General features: G+C 72.9%; 17 protein-coding genes and 1 pseudogene. 10 read left to right on the forward strand and 8 right to left on the reverse strand.

Features of this window, described 5'->3' with window-relative positions; translation table 11 throughout:
- Positions 1 to 24 precede the first annotated feature (24 nt).
- From BLR04_RS37935 to BLR04_RS37950, 4 genes are read left to right on the forward strand one after another with little or no spacing between them, the layout of a single operon-like run.
- Positions 25 to 1,614, forward strand: a complete 1,590-nt coding sequence (locus BLR04_RS37935; RefSeq protein ID WP_090774003.1) for an ABC transporter substrate-binding protein — start codon at positions 25 to 27, stop codon at positions 1,612 to 1,614.
- Positions 1,615 to 2,631, forward strand: a complete 1,017-nt coding sequence (locus tag BLR04_RS37940) for an ABC transporter permease (protein WP_245740987.1) — start codon at positions 1,615 to 1,617, stop codon at positions 2,629 to 2,631.
- Positions 2,631 to 4,466, forward strand: a complete 1,836-nt coding sequence (locus BLR04_RS37945) for a dipeptide/oligopeptide/nickel ABC transporter permease/ATP-binding protein (protein WP_090774004.1) — start codon at positions 2,631 to 2,633, stop codon at positions 4,464 to 4,466. Before BLR04_RS37940 ends, BLR04_RS37945 begins: the two co-directional genes overlap by 1 nt.
- Positions 4,463 to 5,140 (forward strand): ABC transporter ATP-binding protein, encoded by a 678-nt coding sequence (locus BLR04_RS37950; protein ID WP_090774005.1) that lies wholly within the window; start codon positions 4,463 to 4,465, stop codon positions 5,138 to 5,140. The genes BLR04_RS37945 and BLR04_RS37950 overlap by 4 nt, the downstream gene beginning before the upstream one ends.
- On the opposite strand, the gene menC is transcribed toward BLR04_RS37950, so the two are convergent.
- Positions 5,130 to 6,230: an o-succinylbenzoate synthase gene (gene menC / locus BLR04_RS37955; RefSeq protein ID WP_176903523.1), complete on the reverse strand. Its 1,101-nt coding sequence runs from the start codon at positions 6,228 to 6,230 to the stop codon at positions 5,130 to 5,132. The two genes, BLR04_RS37950 and menC, sit on opposite strands and share 11 nt — an antisense overlap.
- Positions 6,227 to 6,991 carry a GNAT family N-acetyltransferase gene (locus BLR04_RS37960; RefSeq protein ID WP_090774006.1) on the reverse strand — a complete coding sequence of 255 codons (765 nt, stop codon included), beginning with the start codon at positions 6,989 to 6,991 and terminating at the stop codon, positions 6,227 to 6,229. The genes menC and BLR04_RS37960 overlap by 4 nt, the downstream gene beginning before the upstream one ends.
- A 183-nt stretch (positions 6,992 to 7,174) precedes the next feature.
- Between BLR04_RS37960 and BLR04_RS37965 the strand changes: the two genes are divergently transcribed.
- Positions 7,175 to 7,735: a GNAT family N-acetyltransferase gene (locus tag BLR04_RS37965; RefSeq protein ID WP_090774007.1), complete on the forward strand. Its 561-nt coding sequence runs from the start codon at positions 7,175 to 7,177 to the stop codon at positions 7,733 to 7,735.
- Positions 7,736 to 7,849: 114 nt separating this feature from the next.
- Positions 7,850 to 8,170 (forward strand): nuclear transport factor 2 family protein, encoded by a 321-nt coding sequence (locus tag BLR04_RS37970; protein WP_090774008.1) that lies wholly within the window; start codon positions 7,850 to 7,852, stop codon positions 8,168 to 8,170.
- Between the two features lie 20 nt (positions 8,171 to 8,190).
- Here the strand turns inward: BLR04_RS37970 and BLR04_RS37975 are convergent, their stop codons facing one another.
- Both BLR04_RS37975 and BLR04_RS37980 read right to left on the reverse strand, forming a co-directional pair.
- The gene (locus tag BLR04_RS37975; protein WP_090774009.1) at positions 8,191 to 8,733 is read right to left on the reverse strand and encodes a hypothetical protein; all 543 of its coding nucleotides are present in this window, start codon (positions 8,731 to 8,733) and stop codon (positions 8,191 to 8,193) included.
- A gap of 62 nt (positions 8,734 to 8,795) precedes the next feature.
- Positions 8,796 to 9,920, reverse strand: coding sequence for an NAD(P)/FAD-dependent oxidoreductase (locus tag BLR04_RS37980; protein WP_281191880.1), 1,125 nt, complete (start codon positions 9,918 to 9,920; stop codon positions 8,796 to 8,798).
- On the opposite strand from BLR04_RS37980, the gene BLR04_RS37985 reads away from it, so the two are divergent.
- A complete protein-coding gene (locus tag BLR04_RS37985; protein ID WP_090774011.1) occupies positions 9,819 to 10,667 on the forward strand; it encodes an alpha/beta fold hydrolase in 849 nt (282 codons plus the stop codon). The genes BLR04_RS37980 and BLR04_RS37985 overlap by 102 nt on opposite strands.
- Here BLR04_RS37985 and BLR04_RS37990 read toward each other — a convergent pair.
- Positions 10,633 to 11,481: an SPFH domain-containing protein gene (locus BLR04_RS37990; protein ID WP_090774012.1), complete on the reverse strand. Its 849-nt coding sequence runs from the start codon at positions 11,479 to 11,481 to the stop codon at positions 10,633 to 10,635. The genes BLR04_RS37985 and BLR04_RS37990 overlap by 35 nt on opposite strands.
- 209 nt (positions 11,482 to 11,690) lie before the next feature.
- Between BLR04_RS37990 and BLR04_RS37995 the strand changes: the two genes are divergently transcribed.
- Entirely contained in the window at positions 11,691 to 13,241 is a 1,551-nt protein-coding gene (locus BLR04_RS37995) for an acetyl-CoA acetyltransferase (RefSeq protein WP_090774013.1), read from the forward strand.
- A gap of 141 nt (positions 13,242 to 13,382) precedes the next feature.
- Here BLR04_RS37995 and BLR04_RS38000 read toward each other — a convergent pair whose 3' ends face one another.
- A complete protein-coding gene (locus BLR04_RS38000; protein ID WP_090774014.1) occupies positions 13,383 to 13,934 on the reverse strand; it encodes a hypothetical protein in 552 nt (183 codons plus the stop codon).
- Between the two features lie 433 nt (positions 13,935 to 14,367).
- Here BLR04_RS38000 and BLR04_RS38005 point away from each other — a divergent pair, with 433 nt between their 5' ends.
- Positions 14,368 to 14,751, forward strand: a complete 384-nt coding sequence (locus tag BLR04_RS38005) for a nuclear transport factor 2 family protein (protein WP_090774022.1) — start codon at positions 14,368 to 14,370, stop codon at positions 14,749 to 14,751.
- 170 nt (positions 14,752 to 14,921) lie between these two features.
- Here the strand turns inward: BLR04_RS38005 and BLR04_RS38010 are convergent, their stop codons facing one another.
- A complete protein-coding gene (locus BLR04_RS38010; protein WP_090774015.1) occupies positions 14,922 to 15,671 on the reverse strand; it encodes a phytanoyl-CoA dioxygenase family protein in 750 nt (249 codons plus the stop codon).
- Positions 15,655 to 16,362: a TetR/AcrR family transcriptional regulator gene (locus BLR04_RS38015; RefSeq protein ID WP_090774016.1), complete on the reverse strand. Its 708-nt coding sequence runs from the start codon at positions 16,360 to 16,362 to the stop codon at positions 15,655 to 15,657. The genes BLR04_RS38010 and BLR04_RS38015 overlap by 17 nt, the downstream gene beginning before the upstream one ends.
- Before the next feature lie 383 nt (positions 16,363 to 16,745).
- On the opposite strand from BLR04_RS38015, the pseudogene BLR04_RS38020 reads away from it, so the two are divergent.
- Positions 16,746 to 17,007: pseudogene (locus BLR04_RS38020) on the forward strand (IS701 family transposase); the annotation flags it as partial.

The following is a 17,007-nucleotide window of genomic DNA, read 5'->3' on the forward strand; positions in this document are numbered from 1 at the left end:
CACCCCCCACCGTCTGGAGCCCCCATGACAAGACCCGCAGTCGCGGCCCTCGCCGGGCTGGCCCTGCTCACGGCCGCGTGCGGCGGCACGACGGGCGCCCCCCAGCAGCAGCCGCAGGGCGCGCCGGTCACCGGCGGCACCTTCACCTACGCCATCCCCGCCGACCCCGGCGTGCTCGACCCCGCCATGGCCGTGCTCTCGGTCACCAACAACGTCCTTTCCATGGCCTACGACACGCTCGTGGGCACCGGCGAGAACGGCGAGATCGTCCCCCGGCTGGCCGAGAAGTGGGACGTCAAGCCCGAGTCGGTCACCTTCACCCTGCGCAAGGACGCCACCTGCTCCGACGGCTCGCCGGTGACCGCCTCGAATGTGGCCGACAACGTCAACCACATCGCCGACCCCGCCACCAAGTCGCCCATCTACGGCGTGTTCGTGCCTGTCGGCATGAAGGCCGAGGCCGACGACGCCGCCGGCACGGTGACGCTCACGACGCCCGAGCCGTTCAGCTTCATCCTGGAGAGCACGCGCGACATCTTCGTCGTCTGCGGCAAGGGGGCCGGCGACCGCGCGTCGATCGCGCGCGCCACCTCAGGCAGCGGGCCGTACCAGCTGACGGAAGCCGTGCCCGGCGACCACTACACCTTCACGGTCCGCCGCGACTACGCCTGGGGCCCGGCCGGGGCCACCGCCAGGGAACTGCCGCAGACCGTGGTGATGAAGGTCGTGCCGAACGAGCAGACCGCCGCCAACCTGCTCGTCGCGGGCACGCTCAACGGCGCAGTCCTCACCGGCCCCGACCGCGCGCGCGTCGAGGCCACGCCCGGCGTGACCAAGCAGGTGCTCGCGGTGGGCAACGGTCAGTTCCTCTACCACCAGGGCGAGGACCGGCCCGGCCACGACCCCGCGATCCGCAAGGCGCTCACCCAGGCGCTCAACCTCACCGAGCTGGGCCGGATCGCCTCCGGCGGCACCGGCAGGCCCGCCACCGGGCTCGTCCTCGAACCCCGGCCGTGCTCGGGCGACACCGTCACCGGCCACCTGCCCGCCCACGACGTGGCGGCCGCCACCGCCGCCCTCGACGCGGCGGGGTGGAAGCCCGGCCCCGACGGCATCCGCGCCAAGGACGGCAAGCAGCTGACCCTCCGCTTCATGTACGCCACCACCCGCGGCGCCGGCGTCCAGGCCGCCGCCGAGTACATGGCGGGTGCCTGGCACAAGATCGGCGTGGACGTCCAGCTCAACGGCGTCATCGACACCAAGCTCGCCGAGTCGCTCAGCGCCGCCCAGGACTGGGACGTCGTCTGGCTGCCGATCGGCGTGAACCTCCCGAGCCAGCTCGTCGGTTTCCTGTCCGGCCCGTCCGCCCCCGAGGGCGCCAACTACGCCCACCTGGCCAACAAGCAGTACGAGGAGCTCATCGCCAAGGCGAGCCGGCTGCCCGCCACCGAGGGCTGCCCGATGTGGCTGCAGGCCGAGTCGGCCCTGTTCGAGAACGCCGACCTGGTGCCCGCCGTGGAGAACACCGCGCTGGTGGCCGCCAAGGGCGCCACGTTCCGGGTGATCTCGGCGACGCTGGTCGCCACCTCCATCCGGCTGACCCAGGGAGGCTGAGTGACCGACCTCCGTACGGACGCCCCCACGGCGCGACCCGACAGGTCCCCGGGCGGTACGGCGGCGCGCCGGGCGCTGCGCACCGCCGCCCGCCGGGTCCTGCGGTTCGCCGTGTCGCTGGCCGTGCTGCTCGTGGCCTCGTTCGCGATGATCCACCTCATCCCCGGCGACCCCGTACGGGCCTCGCTCGGCCCGGCAGCCCCCGCCGAGCTGGTCGCGACCCGCACCGCCGCGCTCGGGCTCGACCGGCCGCTGCCCGAGCAGTTCTTCACCTACCTCGGCAACGTCCTCACCGGCGACCTCGGCACGTCGTTCCTGACGGGGGAGCCGGTCGCCGACGTCATCGCGGCCCGCCTGCCCAACACGCTGTCGCTCGCCCTGCTCGCCACCGCCGTCGCGCTCGTCGTGGCGGTGCCGCTCGGCATGTGGGCCGCCGTCCGCACCGAGAACGGCCGCAACCGGGGCACCGAGCTGGCCTTCGGCACGGTCACCGGCACGGCCGTCGCCGTCCCCGAGTTCCTGTACTCGATCGCGCTCGTGGCCGTCCTCGCGGTCGGGCTCGGCTGGTTCCCGCCCGCGGGACAGGCCGGACCCGCCACGTACGTGCTGCCCGTGCTCGCCCTGTCGGTCGGGCCGATCGCCATGATCGCCCGCATCACCCGCGTCGAGACGCTGCGCGAGCTCGGCTCCGACTACGTGCGGCTGGCGCGCGCCAAGCGCCTGCCCGCCGCCCGGCTGCACCTGCGCCACGTGCTGCCCAACACGCTCACGGCGACCCTCACCGTGGGCGGCCTGCTGCTCACCTCGCTGATCGCCGGCAGCGTCCTGGTCGAGTACGTCTTCGCCTGGCCCGGCCTCGGCATGAAGATCGTCGAGTCGATCACCCAGAAGGACTATCCCGTCGCGCAGGCCGTGATCCTCGTCTACGGCGCCATCGTCCTGGTCGTGAACCTCGCCGTCGACCTGGTGCTCGGCGCGCTCGACCCCACCTCCGAGATCAAGGAGGTCGCCGCCTGATGCGGACCGACTCCGACGCGCGGGACAGCGTCTGGCGCAGCCCTTCGGCGATCATCGGCGGCGTCATCGTCGCCCTCATGGCCGTGCTGGCGGTCGTGGGGCCGCTCATCTGGGGTGCGACCGCCGAGCGCGTCGACGCCGCGGCGATCCTCCAGGGATCCTCCGCCGCGCACCCGCTCGGCACCGACAACCTGGGCCGCGACCTGCTGGCCCGCGTCCTGGTGGCGGGCCGCTACTCGCTGTCGCTCGCGCTCGTGGCCACGCTCATCGGGGCGGCCCTCGGCATCCTGCTCGGCGCGCTGCCGTCCGTGCTGCCCCGGCGGGCCGCGCGGTTCGTCACCGGGGCCGTGCACGCCCTGGTGGCCTTCCCCGGCCTGCTGCTGGCCATGTTCACCGCCGTGGTCGCCGGGCTCGGCGCGCGCGGCGCGGTGCTCGGCATCGGCGTCGCCATCGCGCCGGGCTTCGCCCGGCTCACCCAGACGCTCGCCGCGTCCGTCGCGGGCTCCGACTACGTCGCCGCCGCCCGCATGCTCGGCGTGCCGCGCCGCCGCGTCCTGACCCGGCACATCCTGCCCAACATCGCAGAACCGCTCATCCTCAACCTCGCCCAGTCGCTCGGTGGCGCGCTGCTCGGCCTGGCCGGGATGTCCTTTCTGGGGCTCGGCGTGCAGCCGCCCGACTTCGACTGGGGACGCCTGCTGTTCGACGGGTTCGCGCGCATCTACGTCGATCCCGAGGTCGCGCTCGGCCCTGCGGCCGCCGTCGCGCTGGCCGGCATCGGGTTCAACCTGCTGGGCGACACGCTGGCCCGCGCCGCCGCCCGGTCCTCCGCCGGCCGCCACCAGACCGACCGCCCCGGCCCGCCGCCCGCCGAGGACGAGCCGGACCAGGACGCCGTCCTCGAGGTGCGCGACCTGACCGTCTCCTTCCCCGGCGGCTCGACCCCCGTACGAGGGCTGTCGCTCACCCTCGCCCCCGGCGAGATCGTCGGCCTGGTGGGCGAGTCGGGCAGCGGCAAGAGCCTGACCGCCGCCGCGATCGGCGGCCTCGTCCCCTACCCGGGCGCCGTCACGTACGCCCGGCTGCGCCTGGCAGGGGCGGACGTCGCCGACCTGACGGACAAGGAGCTCGGCACCGCGCTGGCCATGGTGTTCCAGGACCCGATGGCCTCGCTCAACCCCGCGCTGCGGGTCGGCGGGCAGCTCGCCGAGGTCGCCGTCGTCCACCAGGGAGCGAGCCGCGCCGACGCCCGCCGCCGCGCCGTCGACCGGCTCGGCCACGTACGCCTGCCCGACCCGGAAAGGCACGCCGGGCAGCACCCGCACGAGCTGTCCGGCGGCATGCGCCAGCGCGCGGTCATCGCGATGGGCCTCATGGGCACGCCCCGCGTCGTCATCGCCGACGAGCCGACGACCGCGCTCGACGTGACCGTGCAGCGGCAGATCCTGCGGCTGCTGCGCGAGGTCGTCACGGAGACGGGCGCGGCCCTGCTGTTCATCTCGCACGACATCGCCGTCGTCGGCGAGCTGTGCGACCGCGTCGTCGTCATGTACGCGGGCCGCGTCGTCGAGGAGCTGCCCGCCGACCGGCTGGCCGCCGGCGCCGCCCATCCCTACACCCGGGCGCTCATCGCGTCCCTGCCCGACCTCGACACCGACCGGAGCCGCCCGCTCGCCGGGATCCCCGGCACGCAGCCCGCGCCCGCGCGGGTCGGCCCCGGCTGCGCGTTCGCCCCGCGCTGCGTGCTCGCCACCGCGCGCTGCCACGGCGAGCGGCCGGAACTCGTCGTCCACGGCCCGCGGCAGCGGGTCGCCTGCTGGGAGGTCACCCCATGAGAATCGAACGGCTGACCGTGCGCTACGGCGGCTTCACTGCGGTCGACGACGTCACCCTCGACCTGCCCGACGGGCACGTCGTCGGCCTCGTGGGGGAGTCGGGGTCGGGCAAGTCGTCGCTGGCCCGCGCCGTGAGCGGGCTCGTCCCGTACACCGGTCGCGTCGTGGGCGCGCCGCGGGTGCAGATGGTGTTCCAGGACCCGTACGCGTCGCTCGACCCGCGCATGACGGTCGGCGAGACGGTGGGGGAGGGGATCGCGAAGCGCCGCCGCGCCACGGAGGTGCCGCGCCTGCTTGGCCTCGTCCACCTGCCCGCCGAGCTCGCCGGACGCTACCCGCGCGAGCTGTCCGGCGGCCAACGCCAGCGGGTGGCCATCGCCCGCGCGCTCGGCGGCGACCCCGGGCTGCTCGTCGCCGACGAGATCACCGGTTCGCTGGACGTCTCGGTGCAGGGGGCCGTGCTCAACCTGGTGCGCGGGCTGCGCGACGAGCTCGGCCTGTCGATGCTGTTCATCTCGCACAACCTGGCCGTCGTCCGCTACGTCGCCGACACGATCGCGGTCATGCACCACGGGCGCGTCGTCGAGCACGGGCCCGCCGAGCAGGTCGTCGGCGAGCCCGCCCACGACTACACGCGCGCGCTGCTGGAGGCGGTGCCGCGGCTCAGAGGGTGATCCACTCCGTCGAGGTGGTCACCTCGTCGAGCACCTCGGGGATCGGCTCGACCCCGAGCCCGGGGCCGGTCGGCACCCGCAGGTGGCCGTCCTCCAGCTCGAACGGCTCGGTGAGGTCGGTGGCGTAGTAGCGGCGCGAACCCGAGGTGTCGCCCGGCAGCGTGAAGCCGGGCAGCGCCGCCAGCGCCACGTTCGCGGCCCGGCCGAGGCCGGTCTCCAGCATGCCGCCGCACCACACCGCGATGCCGTTCGCCCGGCACAGGTCGTGGACCCGGCGGGCCTCCAGGTAGCCGCCGAGCCGGCCCGGCTTGATGTTGACGATCGAGCACGACCCGAGCGCGATCGCCGCCGCGGCGTGCTCGGCCGACTCGATCGACTCGTCGAGGCACACGGGCGTGCGCAGCTGCCTGGCCAGCCGGGCGTGCTGCACGAAGTCGTCGTTGGCCAGCGGCTGCTCGATCAGCAGCAGGTCGTAGGCGTCGAGGCGGGCCAGCTGGCGGGCGTCGGCCAGGGTGTACGCGGCGTTCGCGTCGACCTGCAGCAGCACGTCGTCGCCGAAGCGCTCGCGCACCGCCCGCACCGGCTCGACGTCCCACCCGGGCTGGATCTTCAGCTTGATGCGGACGTAACCCTCGTCGAGGTAGCCCGCCACCGCGTCGAGCAGCTGCGGGATCGAGTCCATGATCCCGACGGAGACGCCGCACGGCACCCGGTCGCGGGCCGCGCCCAGGAACCGCCCGAACGACTCGCCGGAGGCGCGCAGCTGCGCGTCGAGCACGGCCGTCTCGAGGGCGGCCTTGGCCATCCGGTGCCCCTTGACCGGCTCCAGCGCGCGGGCCACGTCGTGCACGCCGAGCGTGGGGGGCAGCGCGGGCAGCAGGAAGCGCCGGATGACGTCGGCGGCGCCGTCGGCGTACTCGGAGGAGTAGAGCGGCTCGGACATCGCCACGCACTCGCCCCAGCCCTCGGCGTCCGGCGTCACGACCCGCACGAGGAGGATGTCGCGGGTGGTCTCGGTGCCGAACGACGTGCGGAACGGGGCCACCAGCGGCATCGCGATCCGCCGCAGCTCTACTCCGGTGATCTTCACATTCTCTCCACTACGTAGAAGGACTTCTCGCAGAACCCCGTCACCCTCGCGCCGTCGGCCATCAGGCCGCCCAGCACGTCACGCACGGCGTGCCGCCACGCCTTGGCCGTGCCCGGGTCGGTGCGGCGCAGCGCCTCGATGTCGGCGGGCACCGCGACGAGCAGCGTCGCGGCTGTCCTGGGGCCGGTCACCGGACGGCCGTCCGCGTCGGCCAGCGCCACCTGCGCCCCCGCGGGCCGGGGGACGTCGTGGTGCTCCCCCCGGACGAGAGCCTCGACGTGGGGGGCGTCCAGCTCCCAGGAGGCGAGCAGGCGGTCGCTCTCGTCGCCGTCGTTGATGGCGTCGGTCATGACGCCGTAGAAGCACGGCAGGTACTCCAGCGGCCGCGCGCCCAGCTTGGCCAGGTTGAAGTGGGCGTTGCGGCGTACGAGAGGGTCGTAGGTCCAGGTGATGCGCCGCACGCCGCGGTCGAGGGCCCAGCGCCGCTGGTGCAGCTTCAGGTCCAGGCCGACGCCGTGGCCGAGGGTGGTGCCGGTGATGTGGGAGTGCAGGGCGCCGCCCGCGGCGAAGAAGGCGACCGACCCGCCGACGAGCCGCCCCTCCTCGTACGCCCCGGCCACGTAGTTGCCGGCGTGCGACAGCGCGCGCATCAGTTCGATCGTGATGGGCGGGTCGCCCGGTTCGAAGTGCCAGATCTCCTCGTACAGCGCGAGGAGCCGCTCGAACTCCGCGATCTCATGGAGTTCCCTGACCGCGATCAACCTGCCGCCCTTCCTTCTGGGATGTTCACTGGCGACGGTATGCCATGGTGCGGGCGCGACGATTCGTGCCAGACGACCAATGACGGGCGGCGCGTTCGTCGCGGCGCACCGGCGGACCTTCCGGGGGGCCTCGGTGGGCGCACTACAGTGCCGCATGCCCGAAAAATCACGTAATAAGTACCTATGAGTATTCGGGAGGAAGTGTTGGGCGGGCTCCGGATCGAACCCCTGCCCGGGGCGGCGGCCGCGGACGAGGCGACCATGACCCGCCTCACCGAGCTGGTCAACACGGTGTACGCGCACTCGGAGAAGGGGCTGTGGCAAGGGTACGCCGACCGTACGGACCAGGACGAGGTGGCGCGGCTCACCCGGGCGGGGGAGATCGCCGTGGCCCGCGTGGACGGCGACGTCGTCGGCTGCGTCCGCGTCCAGCGGGTCAGCGCCGAGATCGGCGGGTTCGGCATGCTCGCCGCCGCGCCGGAGCACCGCGGCATCGGCGTGGGCCGCGAGCTCGTCCGGTACGCCGAACGGCGCGTCCAGGACGAGGGCGGCCGGGTCATGCAGCTCGAACTGCTCGTCCCCCGTACGTGGCAGCACCCGTCCAAGGAGTTCCTGGCCTCCTGGTACGAGCGCCTCGGCTACCGCGTGGTGCGCGTCGCCGAGCTGGGCGAGAGCTACCCCGCCCTGGTGCCCCTGCTGGCCACCCCCTGCGACTTCCGCGTCTACCACAAACCGCTCGGCTGACCCGGGGGTCGCCGACCCGCGGGTGGGACACCCTGTTCCTCCGGCGCGGTGAGCCTGTGATGCTCGTGAGCGAGGACTGCCCGCCGGGCCGTCCACGACCTGCCGAGGACATTCATGACCACACTGCCTCCCGTCGTCCAGCAGGCGATCGACGCCGCGAACGCCGGCGACGTCGACGCCTTTCTCGCCCTCTTCGCCGACGAGGGAGCCGTGGACGACTGGGGCCGCGTCTTCCGCGGCCACCAGGCCATCAGGGGCTGGAGCGACAAGGAGTTCATCGGCGTGCGGGTGAGCCTCGAGGTCACCGGCGCCCGCCGTTCCGGGGCCACGACCACGGTGTCGGCGCTGGTCGGCGGCGACGGCTTCAACGGCCCGTCCCACTTCGCCTTCACCGTGGACGGCGACCGCGTCACGTCGATGCGGATCACCGGCTGACCGCCGCGTCCCCGGCGCGGTCAGCCGCCCGCGGGGACGAGCGGCGTGAGCTCGTGGCCGTCGTCGTGCACGAGGACGAAGTCGGGGTCGGTACGCCGGGCGGCGGCCAGCAGCCTGCCCATGACGTCGGCCGACAGGTCGAGCCCCAGCGCGGCGGCGACCCGCTCCTGGCACTCGGCCAAACGGGGGAACTCCTCGACGAACTCCGCCCGGCACTCCTCCGAGACCGCGCGCATCGCCTCGACGCCGCCCTGCCAGGCGACCAGGCAGTCCAGCCACCAGGGCGCCGCGACGACCAGGGTGATCAGGTCGGTGAGGTTCTCCGCGACCAGGCTCGTCATCCCGTCGCTCGACAGGAACAGCACCGGCCGCTCCTCACCGCCCTCGCCGCACAGGAAGTAGCCGTCACCGCCGGCCATGCCCCCCACGGCCTCCTTCGGCCGTCCCGACCGCAACCTTTCCTCCTCCCCGACCCAGTACGGCCGCTCGAGGTCGAAGTCGAACGGGTGGACGAGCAGCTCGGCGAGCTCGGGGTCGTCCTGAATGCGCTTGATGAGACTCATGCGCGTTGATCTTATTCGTCCTGGCTGCCGGCCCCGGCCACCCCTGACCGGGCCGATGCGGGTCAAGGAGTGAGCCCGGTGTCCTCGTCGAGCAGAGCATCGTTGACGGCGATCGCCGTCGTGGTGGCGTGGCCGGCCGAGCCGGCCACGGTGAGTGCGGGGTCCGCGCAGGAGCCGGCCGCCCAGACTCCCGGCACCGCGGTGCGGCCGGTCCTGTCGGTGACGACGGCCGCGCCGTCGATCTCGCACCCGAGCGCGGCGGGCAGCGCCGACGCCTGACGCCGCGACGTGGCCGCGAACACCACGTCCCGGGGCAGGAAATCCCCGCCCGCGAACGCGACACCGCTGAGCCGCCCTTCTTCGGCGACCACCCGCGCGATCGGCTCCTCCCGTACGGACACGCCCGCGTCACGCAGGAACGCGAGTCGTTCGCCGTCGAACCCGGCAGGCCCGCCGGTGAGCAGGGCGAGGTCGCCCGTGAAGCGCCGCAGCAGCAGCACCTGCCGCCAGGCCCGCTCACCCGTCCCCACCACCGCGACGGGCCGGTCACGCGCCTCCCACCCATGGCAGTACGGGCACGACACCACGTCCCCGCCCCACAGCGCGTCCAGTCCCTCGACCGGCGGCAGCTCCTCGATCACCCCCGTGGCCAGCACCAGCGCCCGCGCCCGCCAGGCGTCACCGCCCCGCAGCCCGAGCAGCCACCGCGACCCGTCCTGCCGGGCCTCCGTCACCGCATCCCGCACGATCCGCGCGCCGTAGCGCCGGGCGTCGTCCCGCGCCAGTTCCAGCAGGCAGGCCGGCGCCACGCCCTCGTGCCCCGCCAGGTTGTGCACCGCGCGCGCCCGCGCGTTGCGAGGTTCGCCACCGTCCACCACCGTCACGTCGCGGCGGGCGCGCGCGAGCACGAGCGCCGCCTGCAGCCCCGCCGCGCCGCCTCCGACCACGACGACCTCGGTCTCGTTCACCGTCATGACGGCAGCCAAGCAGAATGACCGAATAGTGGTCAATTTCGTCTCTCTATACGAGATGTCGCTGGATACCGGTTTGCCGACGACGCGGCACCGCTGACATGATCGTCGGTCATGCCCTCCTTCTCCGCACCCGACGGCACCAAGCTGGCCTACCGCGTCTCCGGCCAGGGAAGGCCGGTGATCTGCCTGCCCGGCGGCTCGCAGGACGCCCACTATCTCGGCGACCTCGGCGGCCTGTCCGCCCGGAGGCAGCTGGTCCTGCTCGACCCGCGCGGCACCGGCGGCTCCGCCGCCCCCGACGACCCGACCTCCTACCGCTGCGACCGGCTCGTCGGCGACGTCGAGGCGCTGCGCGAGCAGCTCGGGCTCGACCGGATCGACCTGCTCGGCCACTCAGGCGGCGCCAACCTCGCGGTGCTGTACGCGATCCGCCACCCGACGCGTGTCGCGCGGCTCGCCCTCGTCACGCCGAGCACCCTCGCCGTCGGCCTGCCGCCGACCGGCGAGCAGCGCCTCGAGGTGGCCCGGCTCCGCGCGAACGAACCGTGGTTCGGCCCCGCCCACGCCGCGCTGGAGAAGGTCGTCGCCGGTGAGGCCGACGACGACGCCTGGAAGGCCGTCGACCCCTTCTTCTACGGGCGGTGGGACGCGCGGGCCCAGGCGCACGTCGCCGACCAGGAAGGCCGCCGCAACCCCGAGGCCGCTGCGGTCTTCGCCGCGGAGGGCGCGTTCGACCCTCCGGCCACCCGCGCCGCGCTCGCCTCCTTCCTCGCCCCTGCCCTGGTGCTCGCCGGCCAGGTCGACCTGAACTCGCCCCCGGCGGTCATGTCGAAGCTCGCCGCGCTGTTCCCCGGCACCGAGTACGTCGTCCAGCCAGGCGCGGGCCACTACCCGTGGCTCGACGACCCCGAGCGGTTCGTGGCCGTCACCGCGGAGTTCCTGAGCGGTCCTGGGGAGTGATGTTCACCGCGCTGCCCATCGGCACCGGGACGATCGAGATCTTGCCGTCCTGGATGGCCTTGTAGAGGATCGCGCCCTGCGGCCCGAGCACCTTGGCGAGCTGCTCCAGCGATTTCAGCTCGGTCAGGGCGCGGGTGTTCTCCGCCTCCTGGGCCTTCTGCCGCTCCTGGGCCGCCTGCGTCTCGGTCTGGGCGTTCACGATCGCCTCGGGCGGCTCGGGCTGGCGGATGATGAACTGCAGGCGCTCGAAGTACTGGCCCCGCGTCAGCGCCGCCACGTACTGGTCGGTCAGCTTGGCCATGTCCTGCTCCCACATGGCCTTCTTGGCCGGGTCGGCGTACAGGTCGCGCCAGTCGTACCTGAGGGTCGCCTCGTCCATCGCCCGCTCGACGCTGTTGCCGATGTAGAACTGCAGCATGCGGGTCCAGCCGTCGGCCTCGTACGCGGCGTACTTCTTGCCGATGTTCTCGTGGAAGGCCTGCAGCTTCTTGCAGTCGTCGGCGGAGAAGTAGAACGTGAGCCCGCCGGACATCGTCATGACCTGGCCGTCCTTGCTCACCGACGTGATCGGCCGGCCCTCCGACCCGTCACGTCCGGTGAAGTCGAACGTCCGCTGGCCGTTCGGATAGCGGAACCCCTGGTCGCCGGGTCCGGAGATGTCGCGGGTGGACGGAGGCAGGCACTCCTGGAACTTCGTCGCGCTGAACATGCCCGCGTCGTAGACGATGCCGCCCTCGTCGGGCTCCACGTTCGTGACCGAACAGCCGGTGAGGGCGGCGAGGACGAGCAGGCACGGGGGGATGACACGCTTCACTTCGAGGTCTCCTCGGAGGTCGTGATCGGGGTTGCCGATGATAGAGGCCGCGAGGTGGGGAGGTGGGGTGGTCCGGCGATCCGCATGTCCTCCTTGCCGGGTCCTCGGGGCGCGGTTACGCTCCTCGGTGTTCAGGACGAAATGCGTCCACAAACAGTGCCCGGACGGGTTCCTGCCGCTCCCCGCGAGCCTTTCCCCGGAGGTGCCTGATGACCGTCGACCCCCGTACACCGGTGCTCGTGGGCGCGGGACAGGCGTCCGAGCGCATCGACCGGCCCGGCTACCGGCGGCTGTCGGCGGTCGAGCTGGGCGCGGCCGCCGCGCGCGAGGCGCTCGCCGACACCGGCGCCGACCCCGCCGCGGTCGCCACCGCCCTCGACACCGTGGCGGGTGTGCGCCAGTTCGAGATCTCCATGCCCGGCGTCCCGTCCCCGCTCGGCAGGCCGGACAACTACCCGAGGGCGGTCGCACGGCGGATCGGCGCCGCGCCCCGCCGCGCGATCCTCGACGTGGTGGGCGGCCAGTCGCCGCAGCACCTGGTCAACGAGATCGCCGCGGCGATCGCCTGCGGCGCCGCCCGCGCGGCCCTGATCGTCGGCGGGGAGGCCATCTCCACCGCGCGGCACCTCGCCGGCGCCGCCGACCGTCCCGACTTCACCGAGCGCGTCGAGGGCGACCTAGAGGACCGCGGGTACGGGCTGGAGGGCATCGTCTCCCGGTCGCTCGCCGTCCACGGGCTGACCGGCGCGCCCAGCCAGTACGCCCTGTTCGACAACGCCCGCCGGGCCCGTCTCGGGCAGACCAGGGACGAGTACGCCGCGGGCATGGGCGCCCTGTTCGCGCCGTTCACCAAGATCGCCGCCTCGAACCCGCACGCCGCCGCGCCCGTCGAGCGCACGGCCGCCGAGCTCGTCACCCCCTCCGAGCGCAACCGCGTGATCGCCGACCCGTACACCCGGTACGTCGTCGCCCGCGAGAAGGTCAACCAGGGCGCGGCCGTGCTGCTGACGTCGGTGGGGGAGGCCGAGCGGCTGGGCGTGCCGCGGGACCGCTGGGTGTTCCTGCACGGGCACGCCGACCTGCGCGAACGCAACCTGCTGGAGCGTGCCGACCTCAGCGTCGGACCCGCCTCCCGCATGGCCGCCCGGCACGCGCTCGACCTGGCCGGGGTCGCCGCCGCCGACCTGGCCCTCATCGACCTCTACAGCTGCTTCCCGATCGCGGTGTCCAACATCTGCGAGGACCTCGGCCTGCCGATGGACGGCTCGCGCGAGCTGACTGTCACCGGCGGGCTGCCGTTCTTCGGCGGACCAGGCAACAACTACTCGCTGCACGCCGTCGCCGAGGTCGTGGGCCGGCTGCGCGCGCAGCCGGGCGCGTACGGGTTCGTCGGGGCGAACGGGGGCCTGCTCAGCAAGTACTCAGCCGGGGTCTACTCGACCACGCCGTCCCCATGGCGGCCCTGCCGCAGCACGGACCTGCAGTCCGAGATCGACTCCTGGCCGTCCGTCGACCATGCCGCCCACCCGGACGGCTGGGCCACCATCGAGACGTACACCGTCACGCACGCCCGCGACGGCCGCCGCACCGGCGTCATCATCGGCCGCCTGCAGGCTGACGGCCGCCGCTTCCTCGCCAGAACCGCCCCCGCCGACGAAGAAACGCCGGCTCTCCTCACGACGTCCGACCCGATCGGCTACCGCGTCCACGTGCACTCCGACGGCAACATGAACCAGGCGTCAGCCAACCGACCGCGCTGACCACTCAGGTACGAGTCCCGCCCGCACCGGACTCCTTCCGACTCCAGCCTCGAAGCCCAGTTCCATGGCGGTGCCCACCGTTTGACCCCGAGGCCGGGTCTCCCGAGCTTCGGTCCTGTCAGGCTCCGTCCCGTGGGGTGGTCAGGAGGTGGCGACGTTGCGGCCGGAGAGGCCGGCCTGGTCGGGGACCACGCGGGGCAGACCGCGCAGCCAGCCCTCCACGTCGGCGGGCCACCAGCGGCCGGACGCCAGGCGACCCAGCTCGGCGCTGACCGCCGCCGCAGAGGGCCGCACCGGCACGACCCGCACGGGCGCGGCACCCGCCAGGACGCCGAGCCACCAGTGCCGCCAGGTGGCCGTCATCCCGTCGGGGTCCAGCACCAGGTAGTAGTCGGGCAGGACGAGCCGGTCGGCCCGCAACTCGGCCAGCGCGGCCTCGATCGCGACCTCCAGCGTGCCCGTGGGCGCCGTTCCGTCGAAGTAGGACGTCCACGCGGAGGCGACGTCGGCCAGCGGGTCGGCGTCGTGCACCACGTACGTCGCCGACGCCCGCGCGGCGACCTCCATCACCTCGGCGGGCCTTCGCTCCCCACGCGGAATCGCCCGTACGTTGTGCAACCCTTCCAGGCCGGCGACCACATCACCCGCACCCTCGCCCGCCACCACGACCACCGTACTGACCAAACGCCGCATACGGCGCAGTTTATGCGCGCCCCACGCCCCACCCGCCCGAACACCCCCTACCGCCAAGCGGCACCCCCCACGAGCACGAGCCCCACCCGGACGCGCCCCCGCCGACGAGCGGCCCCGTCCAGATCGGGATGTCCGGACGCCGCTTGGAGCTGGGAGCGGCTTCGCCGGAACGGGATGCGATCGGATGCCGTTCCCAGCCGACGGGAGGCCGTCCGGCGGGACGCCCGACCGAACGCCGCTTCGTCTCGGCGGTTGGTCGGGCGGCAGGAACGAGACCCGACCGGACCTCACTTCTTGCTGGTAGGCGGCCGTCCGGCGAGATGTCCGACCGAACGCCGCTTACTTTCGGCGGCCGCCGTCCGGTAGGTACGAAGCTCGGCCGCACCCCTGGTGGGAACGGGAACTGTCGGTGGGCCTCGGTAAGGTGCCGCGCATGATTGACACCCCCCGCACCCGCAGCGCGGCGCACGCGTACGTCGACGCCGCGGAACGACGCGACTGGGACGCCTTCGCCGCCCTGCTCGCCGACGACGTGATCTACGACATGCCGCAGTCCCGGGAACGGATCCGTGGCAAGCCCGCCTTCCTTCAGTTCAACCGCGAATATCCCGGTGACTGGCACCTGGAGGTGCGCCAGATCGTCGCCGACGGCCGCCACGCCGCGGCGTGGCTCGACAGCCGCGTCGGCGACGGGTCGCAGCCGGCGTGCGTGTGGATCGAGCTGTCCGAGGAGGGGCTGATCACAAAGATCACCGACTTCTGGCCCGAGTCCTACGACCCTCCCTACGACCGCTCCCACCTCGTCGAACGCCTCTGACGACCACACCTCCCCGGCGGCGCCCCCACCCACATGCCCCACCGGCTACGGGCTGGCAGCCCTACCCGGAACGCGCGGCTGAGCTGGACGCGGTCGGCGCTGCCGGGATCGGGTGGCGGTCCTGCTGGGATCGGGCAGTGGCCGCGTCGGAAACAGGTGACGGCCTGGTGTCAGGTGAGGAGTCGGTGTGGGTGCATGCCGTCCACCAGGCCCGTGTCCGGGGAGTGGATGCTGTAGCCGAGCATGCGACGGGTCCGGCTGCTGAGCTGCCGGGCCACCTCCCTGCCCGGCGAGAGGGTGAACGCCTCGCGTGTACGCAGCCACGGCTCGCAGTAGCGGGCGGTGATGCTGAGACACGGCGCGGACGATCGTGCGGGGCGGGCGTGCCAGAGGGTGCCCAGGAGAAGGGTGCACGAACCCGGCGGCGGCGTGAGCGGCGTCCCCGGTGATGTGGGCCGGCGGGCGGACCAGCGGTGGCTGCCCGGCCACACGGTGACCACGGTGCCAGGATCGAGCGTCCAGAGGGCCGCGACCGACAGCGGAGGCCGTGGCCGGGGCAGCGGATAGTGCTGGTCGTCATAGCCAGGAGGGCGGAGGGGCGCGCCCACGCCCACCTCCACGATCTCCAGCTGCGACAGCAGGTAGTTGGGCAGCAGTAGCCGATCAATGAGGGGGAGCACGCGAGGGTGGTCGATGAGAGCGTCCACCGCCCGGGTGTTGTGCAGCACCCCGTACACCCGCCGGACATGGCGCGAGCAGAAGGGATCGCGCCCTTCTGGCACGAGCAGCGGTGCGAGCTCCGCACGCAGGTCGCGGCAGGCGGCCGGAGTGAGCAGGTCGCACAGGACAAGATGACCGTCCTGGTGCAGCGCCGACATGGCACCGGCGACCCTCCCACGCAGCTCACCGACCCCGCTCATGGCGCACCCTCCCCACTGTCTCCTCGTCGCGCGCGCTGAGCGCGACGCCTTCCCTGCGCATGTCGCGGGTGGCGCTTCCCTCGCGTACGTCGAGCGCGGCACCGCCCCCGTGTACGCCGAGGGCGGCGGTGCTGAAGTGCCAGATTTCCTCCAGCACTGCTGCCCGATCGGGGCGCGGGTCCTGGTCGAGGACGACAGCGAGGATGGAGCGCATGCCGCCGACCACGGCCGCCGACATGAGCGTGGGGTCGCGGCGGTAGGTCACCGCGCCCTCGTCCTGCCCGGTGGCGATGTGTCGAGCGCCGAGGGCGATGACCTGCTTGGCGCAGTCGGCCTCCATGGCGGCGACCTGGGCGTCGCCGACCATCCGGCCGAGCACGACGGGCGCCAGCGGCTCGTCGTACACCCAGTCGACCCACCGAGTGAGCTGATTCCGCCAGCGCTCGGGCCAGGTGTGCCCGGCGAAGTGGCCCAGCACGGTCTCGGAGACGAGCCGCTCGTAGAAGTCGGCGAGCAGCGCGCTCATCAGCCCGCTGCGGGTGCCGAAGTAGCGGTACGGCAGGCCGACGCTGAGCCCGGCGCGCCGGGCGACGGCCGCCACCTCAATGTCGCCGGTCTCGACGAGCTCCGCGGCGGCGGCTTCAAGCAGGCGCCGCCGCGTGGCCGCGCCGCGTTCAGACAGAGACTCCACCCCTCCACGTTAGTTGAGTTCAACTCAACAGCCAAGGCGCTCAGTCGAGGGTCGGTGTGAGAGGGCGCATTCGAGGATGCTCAGGATGGCTAAGTTCCCGGGGTGGCGGGTCCTCGCGGGCGTGGGGCTGCTCGGGGTCTGGCAGCCGGTCGAGGGCTGGGAGAGTGTGGGACGCCCCGGTGCGAGGGTGCTCGGGGTGGTCCGAGCGCCCTCGCACGGAGGTGCTCGGAGTGGTTCGATCAGTCAGGGTCGCGTTCCACGAGCGTGGACCATCCCCGCGTGCGCAGGGAGCACAAAGGAGATTGGCCGGCTCCCGGTACTACATCCGTAGATCTTGATTCGTTTGGCTCCGCCACGGAACGTAGTTGCTCCATCCTCGGTGCGTGACATGCGCTCTGACCTACGATCTTGTCGTGTCCTGGGATACGGAACTGACCGCGCTGACCACGCGCATCGCCGGACCCCTCTTCACCCGGCCCGAACCCCGGCAGGCGTTCGCCGACCTGGTACGCGCTCTGCTGGCCGACGTGCCACGCAAGAACTCCTGGCAGCTGGCCGACCACATCGGCCACGCCACCGCCAACCGGTTCGAACACCTGCTGGACCGAGCGAAATGGGACGTCGACGCCCTGCGTGACGAGGTCC

It is taken from the genome of Nonomuraea maritima (assembly GCF_900100395.1).
Lineage (GTDB): Bacteria > Actinomycetota > Actinomycetes > Streptosporangiales > Streptosporangiaceae > Nonomuraea > Nonomuraea maritima.